Origin of the sequence: Stenotrophomonas sp. SMYL86, from assembly GCF_036320025.1 — a bacterium.
In the GTDB taxonomy this organism is placed as follows: domain Bacteria; phylum Pseudomonadota; class Gammaproteobacteria; order Xanthomonadales; family Xanthomonadaceae; genus Stenotrophomonas; species Stenotrophomonas maltophilia_A.
The window spans coordinates 87,821-98,035 of sequence record NZ_JAWIRU010000008.1 but is presented as its reverse complement, the minus strand read 5'-3'; the positions used below and the strand labels follow the sequence as shown (position 1 = coordinate 98,035).

At 66.8% G+C, this 10,215-nt stretch carries 10 protein-coding genes; 6 read left to right on the top strand and 4 right to left on the bottom strand.

Annotation, left to right across the window (positions count from 1 at the left end; genetic code table 11):
• The first annotated feature begins 222 nt into the window (after positions 1 to 222).
• Complete coding sequence (locus V3B64_RS10875; protein WP_019337382.1) at positions 223 to 1,215, top strand: patatin-like phospholipase family protein; 993 nt, start codon at positions 223 to 225, stop codon at positions 1,213 to 1,215.
• A gap of 39 nt (positions 1,216 to 1,254) precedes the next feature.
• Here the strand turns inward: V3B64_RS10875 and V3B64_RS10870 are convergent, their stop codons facing one another.
• A complete protein-coding gene (locus V3B64_RS10870) occupies positions 1,255 to 3,255 on the bottom strand; it encodes a hypothetical protein (RefSeq protein ID WP_329914135.1) in 2,001 nt (666 codons plus the stop codon).
• Positions 3,256 to 3,342: 87 nt separating this feature from the next.
• Complete coding sequence (locus V3B64_RS10865) at positions 3,343 to 3,825, bottom strand: Lrp/AsnC family transcriptional regulator (protein ID WP_004153377.1); 483 nt, start codon at positions 3,823 to 3,825, stop codon at positions 3,343 to 3,345.
• A gap of 125 nt (positions 3,826 to 3,950) precedes the next feature.
• Between V3B64_RS10865 and phhA the strand changes: the two genes are divergently transcribed.
• Positions 3,951 to 4,844, top strand: coding sequence for a phenylalanine 4-monooxygenase (phhA, locus tag V3B64_RS10860; protein ID WP_094001749.1), 894 nt, complete (start codon positions 3,951 to 3,953; stop codon positions 4,842 to 4,844).
• A gap of 105 nt (positions 4,845 to 4,949) precedes the next feature.
• On the opposite strand, the gene V3B64_RS10855 is transcribed toward phhA, so the two are convergent.
• Positions 4,950 to 6,005, bottom strand: a complete 1,056-nt coding sequence (locus tag V3B64_RS10855; protein WP_329914134.1) for a LacI family DNA-binding transcriptional regulator — start codon at positions 6,003 to 6,005, stop codon at positions 4,950 to 4,952.
• Positions 6,006 to 6,244: 239 nt separating this feature from the next.
• Here V3B64_RS10855 and V3B64_RS10850 point away from each other — a divergent pair, with 239 nt between their 5' ends.
• From V3B64_RS10850 to V3B64_RS10835, 4 genes are all read left to right on the top strand, one after another.
• Positions 6,245 to 6,835, top strand: coding sequence for a cysteine dioxygenase family protein (locus V3B64_RS10850; protein ID WP_088023016.1), 591 nt, complete (start codon positions 6,245 to 6,247; stop codon positions 6,833 to 6,835).
• Positions 6,836 to 6,951: 116 nt separating this feature from the next.
• Positions 6,952 to 7,590, top strand: coding sequence for a bifunctional 4-hydroxy-2-oxoglutarate aldolase/2-dehydro-3-deoxy-phosphogluconate aldolase (eda, locus tag V3B64_RS10845; RefSeq protein WP_329914133.1), 639 nt, complete (start codon positions 6,952 to 6,954; stop codon positions 7,588 to 7,590).
• A gap of 96 nt (positions 7,591 to 7,686) precedes the next feature.
• Entirely contained in the window at positions 7,687 to 8,715 is a 1,029-nt protein-coding gene (gene adhP / locus V3B64_RS10840) for an alcohol dehydrogenase AdhP (protein ID WP_094001751.1), read from the top strand.
• Positions 8,716 to 8,842: 127 nt separating this feature from the next.
• The gene (locus V3B64_RS10835) at positions 8,843 to 9,253 is read left to right on the top strand and encodes a hypothetical protein (protein WP_329914132.1); all 411 of its coding nucleotides are present in this window, start codon (positions 8,843 to 8,845) and stop codon (positions 9,251 to 9,253) included.
• A gap of 37 nt (positions 9,254 to 9,290) precedes the next feature.
• On the opposite strand, the gene V3B64_RS10830 is transcribed toward V3B64_RS10835, so the two are convergent.
• Positions 9,291 to 10,064, bottom strand: coding sequence for a hypothetical protein (locus V3B64_RS10830; RefSeq protein ID WP_329914131.1), 774 nt, complete (start codon positions 10,062 to 10,064; stop codon positions 9,291 to 9,293).
• Between the last annotated feature and the right edge of the window lie 151 nt (positions 10,065 to 10,215).

Sequence of the window (10,215 nt, the reverse complement as noted above, 5' to 3'; positions counted from 1 at the left end):
GCCGGGGCCGGATGCGGGACGGCGACAACGGGTCCTGCCCGCCCCCGGTAGGGCCGGCCGCTGGCCGGCAGCCTCATGAACCGTTGCCAGGTTCCCAATGATTGCCGGCCAGCGGCCGGCACTACCTTTATGAATGGGCGATGTTTCCTACCCTGCCCGCCCCGCCACGGCTTCGGTATGCTGGCGCCCTTTCCTGAATCCGGCGCCGCGAGCGCACTGCCGATGAGCCTGTTCCGCCCCCGCATGCTGCTGTCCGTCGCCCTGATCGGCCTGCTGGCCGGCTGCGGTGGCGACCCGGTCCGCCCCACACCGCCGCCGGCGCCGACCGTGGTGCCGCAGGCCAAGCCGGTGAAGATCGGCATCGCCCTCGGTGGTGGCGCAGCCAAGGGCTTCGCCCACATCGGCGTGATCAAGATGCTGGAGGCCAACGGCTTCGAACCGGCCGTGGTGTCCGGCACCAGCGCCGGCAGCGTGGTCGGTGCGCTGTACGCCAGCGGCATGGACGCGTTCCAGATGCAGAGCAAGGCAGTCGCCCTGGACGAAGCCAGCATCCGCGACGTGCGCCTGTTCTCCGGCGGCCTGGTGCAGGGCCAGAAGCTGCAGGACTACGTCAACGAGCAGGTCGCCAACCGTCCTGCCGAGCGACTGAAGAAGCCGTTCGCCGCCGTCGCCACCCAGCTCGAAACCGGCGAGCGTGCGATCTTCGTGCGCGGCAACGTCGGCCAGGCGGTGCGCGCGTCGAGCAGCATCCCCGGCGTGTTCGAACCGGTGAAGATCGGTGGCCGCAACTACATCGATGGCGGCGTGGTCAGCCCGGTACCGGTGGATGCCGCGCGCCAGCTCGGCGCCGACTTCGTGATCGCCGTGGACATCTCCAGCAAGGCCAGCGGCAAGGCGCCGACCGACATGCTGGGCATCGTCAACCAGTCCATCTCGATCATGGGCCAGCGCCTGGGCGAGCAGGAACTGGCACGCGCCGACATCGTCATCCGCCCGAAGGTGCTGGACATCGGCGCCGCCGATTTCAGCCAGCGTGGCACCGCAATCCTGGAAGGCGAAAAGGCCGCGATGGCAGCCATGCCGCAGATCCGCGCGAAGATCCAGCAGCTGCAGCGCGCACGTGCCGCGGCGGCCGCACCGGCACCGGTGGCCGCGCCGAAGTGCGAGGAAGCCTCGCGCCTGGGCAAGCTGATGGGCCGCAAGGACAAGTGCTGACCTGAGCCAGCGTGTCGCTGCCAGACAGCGACGCGCGTGCTAGCGCGCGGGCCGGTAACCGCTGGCCTGCTGCCGCTCGCGCCTGCGCATCTGGCGCGCCTGCTCCTGCAGTGTCGCCGTGTGCTGCAGCTGTTCCATGCCATCGGCCGGTACGTGCAGCTGGCGTCGCGCACGGGTCAGCGCCAGATAGACCGCGCGCACCGGGTTGTGCCAGATGCGCCCGCCCTGCCCCGCACTGAAGCAACCGGGCGACAGCGAGACCACGTCGAACTGCAGGTTCTTCGCGTGTTCGGCCAGGCACAGCGCCACCCGCCCTTCAGCGGGCGTGTCCTGGTCATCAAGCGCCAGCAGCAGTGACTGCACCCGATCGGCAGACGCAAACAGTTCGACCAGCGCGCCCTGCCCTTCGTCGGCCTGCGTGGCCAGGAAGCGCTCCCATTCCTGGTCCGATGCACTGTCGCGGCGCCGGCGCCACGCATCCAGCGGCCGCTGCAGCACGCTGCGCAGCGCGCGCAGCGATGCCGGATGCAGGTAGGGCCGCAGCCCGAGTGCGTGCAGCTGTGCCGCGTCCAGGGCCAGATCGGCGACGCTGCCATGGATGCGCAGGCCCTCGCTCGGCACCTGCGCCCAGTCGCGGTAATGCAGCACACCGGTGGCGCGGTCGGTGGCACCGACGAACGGCCCACTTTCCTGGCCCAGTCCATCCAGTGCCAGGGTCTGGTTGACCAGGCCCTCGACCTGGTTGCCCTGGCGCACCGACTGGTGCATTTCCAGCACCTTCGACGCGGCCCAGCGCTGCACCGTACCGGTCAGGCACTGGTGCGGATCACCCAGGCTGACCACGCCAGGCGCATGCCCGGCCAGCAACTGCTTCCACGACGGGCTCAGGTCATGCGCCTCGTCCACCAGCAGCATGCCCATGTCCTGCGGCGGGGTAACGCCGCGCAGCGCCAACCACTTGCCGATGTGCGCCGGGCTGAGGCTCAGCAGCGTGCCCCGCTGCAGCTCGGCGTCGAACATGCAGCGCCAGACGTGCTCGGCGGCCGCCATGTACGGCGACACATCGAGCATCGCAGCGGGCACCGAACGGTCGAAATGCTGGAACGCCAAGCCCGGGGCCGACGACGCGCACCAACGGTTGATGGCCTCGAACGCGGTCAGCAGCACCTGCTCCGGGCTGCGCCCACCGATGCCCTGCAGTCCGATGCGGCCGGCAATCTCGCGCGGCGTACGGGTGCTGCGCCGGTAGCTGGCAACGAAGCCACCGGTCTGGCCGCTGCGCGCGGCGTGCTGCGCCACGCGGTTGGCGAACTCGATCTGGGTCAGCAGGCGCACCGCAGTGCTGGCCGGCACGCGGGCGCGGAAGGCTTCCACCTGCCCACGCGAGGGCGCCACGTAGGTGTAGCGGCCCGGCCGCGCCTCCATCAGCGCCAGCACCAGGTGGCCCTTGCCGGTGCCGGCATAGCCATCGAGGTCGATCAGCTCATCGGGGTTGGCGGCGATGGCGCGCAGCACGCGGGCCTGCTCGGAGGTGTACAGGCCATGGTGCTCGACCGACCGCGCATCCGCGGCGGCGACGTCATCCTGCGTGGCCTCGTCGTCGTCACTGGAAAAGGTGGCGGGAAAGCGGATCTCATGTTCAACCAGGGTTTCCTGGCAGGCCTGCTGCAGGGCCAGGCCCGGGTACTCCCGTGGCGATTGCGCGATGACGTCCTGCAGGATCTCCGCCGGCGCCAGCAGCACGCCGTGGGCGGCCAATGCGGTCAACCAGGCATCCAGCTCCGGCTGGCCACCGCCACCGGGGCCGGCCAGCTGCGCGGCGGCACCTTCGTTGTCGGCAAACAGCGCGCAGGCATCATGCAGCAGGCGCTCGATCTCGGCCGCTGGATGCAGGCGCGTCCGGCACAGCTGCGCGGCCATCAGCCCGGCCTGCTCCAAGGCCGTCTGCGGTGGCGTGCCATGGGCGATATAGCGCGCCAGCGACTTGCGCTGCAGCGGCAGGAAGGTGGTGGTAAGCACCGGGTGCTGGAGTTCGGACATGCGTGGAACCGGAAAGGAACGCTGCGGCGCGCGCAGGGCGGAGATGCTCGGCTACCCGACCGGCGCCGTCAAATCGCGGCGGCGCGTTTATTCCAGCTGCGAAAGCGGCAATGCCTGGAAGCCCTTCACCGTGCGCAGCACGAAGCTGGAATTGGCATCGGCCACGCCGCCGGCATTGAGCAGCCGGTCCAGCAGGAAGTGCGAGAAGTGCTCCAGGTCACGCACGTAGACGTGCAGCAGGTAGTCCATGTCACCGGTCAGTGCATGGCAGGCCACCACTTCATCCCAGCCCTGCACGCTGTCCACGAAGTGGCCGATCGCGGCCTGGTCGTGCTTTTCCAGCTGCACGCGCACGAAGGCCTGCAGGCCCAGGCGCAGCTGGCGCGGTTCCAGCCGCGCGCCATAGCCGACGATCACGCCCTCGCTTTCCAGCCGCTGCAGGCGGCGCAGGCAGGCCGAGGGCGAGAGGTTCACCCGTGTCGCCAGCTCGGCGTTGGTGGCGCGCCCATCCCGCTGGATTTCAGCCAGCAGACGTATATCCGTGCGATCGAACTGGACTTCTCCGGCCATTGTTGCCCCGCAACATGGTGAGTACGCAAGGATATTGCGCCAACAAGGCCAATCGGCGCAACTTTTGCAACCCTGTTGCGCGCGCCCTGCCCTAGCATCGTGGGTATCCCGTCAAGGAGTGCCCCATGGACCTCGCCCAGCCCCGCCGCGTCGAACACCAGCAGACCGACAAGGGCTACGTGCCGGTGTATACCACCGCGCTCGTCGAGCAGCCGTGGGACACCTACAGCGCCGACGACCACGCCACCTGGAGCACGCTGTACCAGCGCCAGCGCGAACTGCTGGTCGGCCGCGCCTGCCAGGAATTCCTGGATGCACAGGACGAGATGGGCATGAACGCGCACATGATTCCGCGCTTCGACCAGCTCAACGAGGTACTGGGCGCGGCCACCGGCTGGACCCTGGTCGGCGTGGAAGGCCTGTTGCCGGAACTGGACTTCTTCGACCACCTGGCAAACCGTCGTTTCCCGGTGACCTGGTGGATCCGTCGCCCGGACCAGATCGATTACATCGCCGAACCGGACCTGTTCCACGATCTGTTCGGCCATGTGCCGCTGCTGATGAACCCGGTGTTCGCCGACTACATGGAGGCGTACGGCCGTGGCGGCGTCAAAGCCCACGCGATCGGCCCGGATGCGCTGCAGAACCTGACCCGCCTGTACTGGTACACGGTGGAGTTTGGCCTGATCGATACGCCCGACGGCCTGCGCATCTACGGCGCCGGCATCGTGTCGTCAAAGGGCGAGTCGCTGTACTCGCTGGAATCGGCCGCGCCCAACCGCATCGGTTTCGACCTGCAGCGGATCATGCGCACGAAGTACCGCATCGACACCTTCCAGAAGACCTACTTCGTCATCGACAGCTTCGAACAGCTGATGCAGGCAACGTCGCCGGACTTCACCCCGATCTACGCGGCACTGTCAGACCAGGCGCATTTGCCGGCAGGCGATGTGCAGGGCGATGACCGCGTGTTCCAGGCCGGCACCGGCGAAGGCTGGGCCGACGGCGGCGACGTGTAAGCGCACGGCGCACACCGCTTCGCACTGAAAACGGCGCACCTGGATGCGCCGTTTTCGTTGCTGCCTGCCTGCACCGTTACGGCGGTGCAGGCGAGGGCAGGGCAATCAGGCATCCACGGCCCGGCAGGAACCGCGCACCATCAATTGCGGATGCACGCTGGTTGCGGTCGGCACATCCGGCACGTCGGCCTGCACCAGCATCGCCGCCGCCATGCGTCCGATGTCGGACACATGGCGGCGCACCGAGGTCAGCGGCGGCCACAGCCGCGACGCCAGCGGGCTGTCGTCGTAGCTGACGATCGACAACTGCTGCGGCACCGCGATACCCGCACGCAACGCCACCTGGTACACGCCGGCGGCCATTTCGTCGTTGCCGGCAAAGATCGCACTGGGGCGTTGTCCGCCCATCAGCAGCCGTTCGGCGGCATGCACGCCCGACTCGAACGTATCGCCCGCTTCCAGCACGCGTTCACCCGGCAGGGTCAGGCCCACCTGCGCCAGCCGGTCGAGGAAGCCATGGGTGCGCTCGCGTGCGGTGCGGCGGTCGCCCGGACCGGCAATCACCGCGATGTCGCGGTGGCCGAGCGAGAGCAGGTAGCCCGCTGCCGCGGCCGCACCGTCGCGATCGTGGGTGACCACGGCCTGTGCCTCGTCATCCGATACATGCGCGTTGATGCGGACATAGCGGCATTCGATGCCGTCGAGCATCTCCGTCAACGCGGCCGACTCGGAGGCACGCGGGCCCAGGATCACGCCGTGCAGCTTCTGCTGCTGCACGAAGCGCCGCACGCCGTGCGCGCAGTCCGGAGACTGGCTGTCGCAGGGATGCACCACCAGCTCATAGCCGGTGCCGCGCAGCGCTTCCAGCGCGCCGTGCTGCAGGTCGACAATGCATTGGGCGCCCGGGTCGTCATACACCAGGCCGATCAGGAAGGAGCGGCGGAACGCGAGGCCGCGCGCCAGGGGGTCGGGCACGTAACCGACCTCGCGCATCAACGCCTCGACCTTGTCGCGGGTGTCTTTGCGCACCAGCGGCGAGTTGTTGATGATTCTTGAAACCGTTTTCTTGGAAACTCCCGACAGTCGTGCGATGTCGTTGATCGTGGCAGCCTTGCCCTTCGATGCCGGCAACGCGGCATCGCTAATAATTCGCACTGACATGTATAGAACCAGGTAAGTCGGAGAATTCTAGCCTTGCGCCCGTGGGGCGCGAAGTTGCGGAATGTCGCAGCGAAGATGAATCGCGTCGTGTTCGACCGCTTCTGCTGCGCGAGGTTCCATTGTGATCGCTCTACTTGATGTGCATCTGAACCGTTCTTCCGCGCGTGTTCACCTTGAATGCGGGCGCGACGCGCGCGAACGCCAACATTCCCTTAACCAGGCTCCGCTACAGTCGGGGCATGGACCTGCAGACCTCTCCGTTTCCGGCGTTCCGTGGCCGCGACCGGTTGATCGCCGCAGTCGACGCGGCGATGACCTCCGGTGATGCCGAGCGCATCACCGCCGACCTGCAGCTGGCGCTGCAGGAAGCCATCGCGGACAGCCGCATCGAGTTGCCCGAGTGCGTGCACCGTCCGGTCAGTGATCATTACGCGCGACGCCCGCTGTACCACAGCCGCGAACACGGCTACAGCGTGATTGCCATGAGCTGGGGCCCAGGGCAAGGCACGCCGCTGCACGACCACGATGCCATGTGGTGTGTGGAGGGAGTGTGGTCAGGCGAGCTGGAGATCACCCGGTATGAACTGCTGGAGTGTGCCGGCGAGCGCTGGCGCTTCCGCCGCCACGCCGTGCTGCGCGGGGGCTGCGGCAGTGCCGGCAGCCTGATTCCGCCGCACGAGTACCACACCCTGCGCAACGCCAGCGACGAAGCGCTGGCGATCTCGGTACACGTGTACGAGGCGCAGATGGAGCGCTCGGCGGTGTTCGATCCGCTCGGTGGTGACTGGTACCAGCGTCGCATCCAGGCATTGCAGGCCGACCCGGCCTGAACCGGGGACAGGGCGGGGCGCCACCAGCACCTTGGTGAGCCACGTGGCATCATGCGCCGCTGCGCTGCCGGCCCCGGCGGCGATCCGCGATGCCCCGTCGGGCAAGGAGCAAGACCATGTCCAGCGCTGATCCGCGCCTGCGCGCGCTGTTGAAGCTGGCACCGGTGATTCCGGTGTACACCCCCGAAGATGTGAATGAAGCGGTCGAAGTGGCCCAGGCGCTGTTCCGTGGCGGCCTCCCGGTGATCGAAGTGACACTGCGCACGCCGCAGGCGCTGGATGCGATCAAGGCGATGGTCGAGGCCGTGCCCGATGCCGTGATCGGCGCCGGCACCGTGCTCGACGCCGCGCAGATGCAGGCGGCAAAGCAGGCCGGTGCGCGTTTTGCGGTGTCCCCCGGTGCCACGCCGGCGCTGTATGCCGCCGCGCGCGATGCCGACCTGCCGTACCTGCCCGGTGCCGCCACCGCCTCGGACCTGATCCTGGGCCTGGAGCACGGCCACGACACCTTCAAGTTCTTCCCGGCGGTGCAGGTCGGCGGCGCTGCACTGCTGGCGGCCTGGCACGGCCCGTTCGCCGATGTGCGCTTCTGCCCGACCGGCGGCATCAGCGCGCAGACTGCGCCGCAGTTCCTGCACCTGCCCAACGTGCTGTGCGTGGGCGGCTCGTGGCTGACCACCCCGGCGCTGCTGCAGACCCGTGACTGGGACGCCATCGAACGCCTCGCCCGCGAGGCGTCGGTGCTGGCCGGCTGAACCTGCTGCACGAATCGTCAAAGGTTTGATCGTGATCAAAGCGCCGGCCTCGAGCCGGCGTCATTCTGTGGGCAAGCGCACTACGGAGATCCGAACATGAATTCGACCATGAAGGCCGCTGTCGTGCGTGAGTTCGGCAAGCCACTGGTGATCGAGGAAGTCTCGGTACCGCGCCCGGGGGCGGGCGAGGTACTGGTCAAGATCGAGGCCTGTGGCGTCTGCCACACCGACCTGCACGCCGCCGAGGGCGACTGGCCGGTGAAACCGAACCCGCCGTTCATCCCCGGCCACGAGGGCGTGGGGCACATCGTGGCCGTGGGAGGCGGGGTAGGGCACGTCAAGGAAGGCGACAGGGTCGGCATCCCCTGGTTGTACTCGGCGTGTGGCCATTGCGAACACTGCCTGGGTGGCTGGGAAACGCTGTGCGAGACACAGCGCAACACCGGTTACTCGGTCAACGGCGGCTTCGCCGAGTACGCACTGGCCGATGCCAACTATGTCGGCCTGCTTCCGAAGGAAGTGGGCTTCGTGGAGATCGCGCCGGTGCTATGCGCCGGCGTGACCGTCTACAAGGGCCTGAAAGTTACCGATACCAAGCCAGGGGACTGGGTGGTGATTTCCGGTATCGGCGGCCTGGGCCACATGGCCGTGCAGTATGCCCGCGCAATGGGCCTGAACGTGGCTGCGGTGGACGTGGACGACAACAAGCTGGCGTTGGCCCGGCAGCTCGGCGCGCAGATCACCGTCAACGCGCGCACCACTGACCCTGCTGCCTTCCTGAAGAAGGAAATCGGCGGCGCGCACGGCGCGCTGGTCACGGCGGTGTCGCCGAAGGCGTTCGAGCAGGCACTGGGCATGGTCCGCCGTGGCGGTACCGTTTCGCTCAATGGCCTGCCGCCCGGCAACTTCCCACTGGATATCTTCGGCATGGTGCTCAACGGCATCACCGTGCGTGGCTCGATCGTCGGCACCCGGCTGGACCTGCAGGAGTCGTTGCAGTTCGCTGCCGAAGGCAAGGTTGCCGCCACGGTCAGCACCGACCGCCTGGAAAACATCAACGACGTGTTCGCGCGCATGCACGCGGGCACCATCGAAGGCCGCGTGGTGCTCGACTTCGCCGCCTGACCGCCTGTGCATGGCCGCCGTCGCTCCGTCCCCCTCTCCCACGGACGCGGCGGCCATGCCGATCCATCGGTAGTACCGGCCGCTGGCCGGCAACCCCAGGCACTTCGCGCAGCCGTACAATGCGCGCATGCCTGGCCTGCTCAAGACCCTGTTCCTGTCCCTCGTCGCCCTGATCGGCGGCGTGCTGTCGCTTGCGCTGGTCAGCAGCGTCGCCAGCTGGCTGCCCCCGCTGGTGGGCATGTTGCCGGACAACAACAGCGTGCAGCTGGGGTGGGACCTGGCCTTCAGCGTGCTCGGCGGCGTCGCCGGCATTTCCTTCGCCACCTACTACGCACCGTGCTGGCCGCGTTCGCATGGGTTCTCGATCTGGTCGCTGATCGCGCTGGGCTGCGGCTATGCCATGTGGACGATGGGTGCGGATTTCCCGCTGTGGTTCGTCATTGCATTGCTGGCGTCGCTGCCGGTGCAGCTGCTGGTCGGCTGGTGGTTCGGCCGTCGCGCTTCGCGCAGCGCGGTAGGCAGTGCCGGACTGCATTGATTACGGAATCGTCGCATCCAGTCTGCATGCGGTTGAATCACAGCGTCATAGTCGCTGCAATTGGTGAATCGTGATCCGTGCAGAGCCGCTGGTCGCGCTTCGCTCTGTCCGGTGCAAGTACACCGATACTCTGCAATCCCTGGACATCCATCACCCGCGTCTGACCAGTCCGTTCATCCAAGAAGGCGAGACGAGTGGTTGATTCCGCAATCACCGCCCCGCACCCGAGCTTTTTGTCTTCATCCCACAGCTCGACACATGGCGCTTTTGCTGCTGGCGTGCATACATCACGTCGGATCTCAGCTGCCCATACCTTGCCTGCATGATTGCCAAAGCCAGCAGGGACAGCAATCAGGACAATTGCGAACATGGACATGATCAGTCCCATCATTGGAAGTATGAGGGCCGTTGCAACGCCCAAGGACACTGCCTTTCGGCGCGGCGACCGCTTCGCTCGCGTTTCGGGCTGCGACATCGGCCATAGAAAGTACGTGGTCAATCCGCCAATAGCCAGAGAAAGGAAGGCAAAAATTCCCCATTGTTCTTCCAAAAGGTGTGGATAGTCAGAGGCCATCTGAACAAGCGCGTCCGCACCAAATCCAAGCAATCCTTCCCGGGCCAGCGAGAATCCGTCGTTAGGAATTCCAAGTTCTGCGAGGTAACCATTCCTTGCAGATGCTCCGATCCAATATGTGAAGACACCACACACCGTTATCGCGAATGTGAAGACAATCACCAGATTCGGCCAATCTATCCCCCTCTGCGGGGGCACGCGGGGTACCGCATCTACCTCATGTTCCGTTCGTGCCATGCGTGTGTTTCCGATTTGAGTTGTCCTCCGTAGAGAACGGCATCCCGACCCTCAAATGAAGAGGCGAAGGCGACTTTTTCGCGCAGCGCAACACAGGCTTAATAATTCCTCCCTAGGCTCGGTGCGCGCCGAACGTCGGCAACGCGGCGCA

Bases quoted from the DNA above. Each gene is read 5' to 3' on its own strand.
- V3B64_RS10875 (WP_019337382.1), top strand. From the start codon at position 223: ATGAGCCTGTTCCGCCCCCGCATGCTGCTGTCCGTCGCCCTGATCGGC.
- V3B64_RS10870 (WP_329914135.1), bottom strand. From the start codon at position 3,255: ATGTCCGAACTCCAGCACCCGGTGCTTACCACCACCTTCCTGCCGCTG.
- V3B64_RS10865 (WP_004153377.1), bottom strand. From the start codon at position 3,825: ATGGCCGGAGAAGTCCAGTTCGATCGCACGGATATACGTCTGCTGGCT.
- phhA (WP_094001749.1), top strand. From the start codon at position 3,951: ATGGACCTCGCCCAGCCCCGCCGCGTCGAACACCAGCAGACCGACAAG.
- V3B64_RS10855 (WP_329914134.1), bottom strand. From the start codon at position 6,005: ATGTCAGTGCGAATTATTAGCGATGCCGCGTTGCCGGCATCGAAGGGC.
- V3B64_RS10850 (WP_088023016.1), top strand. From the start codon at position 6,245: ATGGACCTGCAGACCTCTCCGTTTCCGGCGTTCCGTGGCCGCGACCGG.
- eda (WP_329914133.1), top strand. From the start codon at position 6,952: ATGTCCAGCGCTGATCCGCGCCTGCGCGCGCTGTTGAAGCTGGCACCG.
- adhP (WP_094001751.1), top strand. From the start codon at position 7,687: ATGAATTCGACCATGAAGGCCGCTGTCGTGCGTGAGTTCGGCAAGCCA.
- V3B64_RS10835 (WP_329914132.1), top strand. From the start codon at position 8,843: ATGCCTGGCCTGCTCAAGACCCTGTTCCTGTCCCTCGTCGCCCTGATC.
- V3B64_RS10830 (WP_329914131.1), bottom strand. From the start codon at position 10,064: ATGGCACGAACGGAACATGAGGTAGATGCGGTACCCCGCGTGCCCCCG.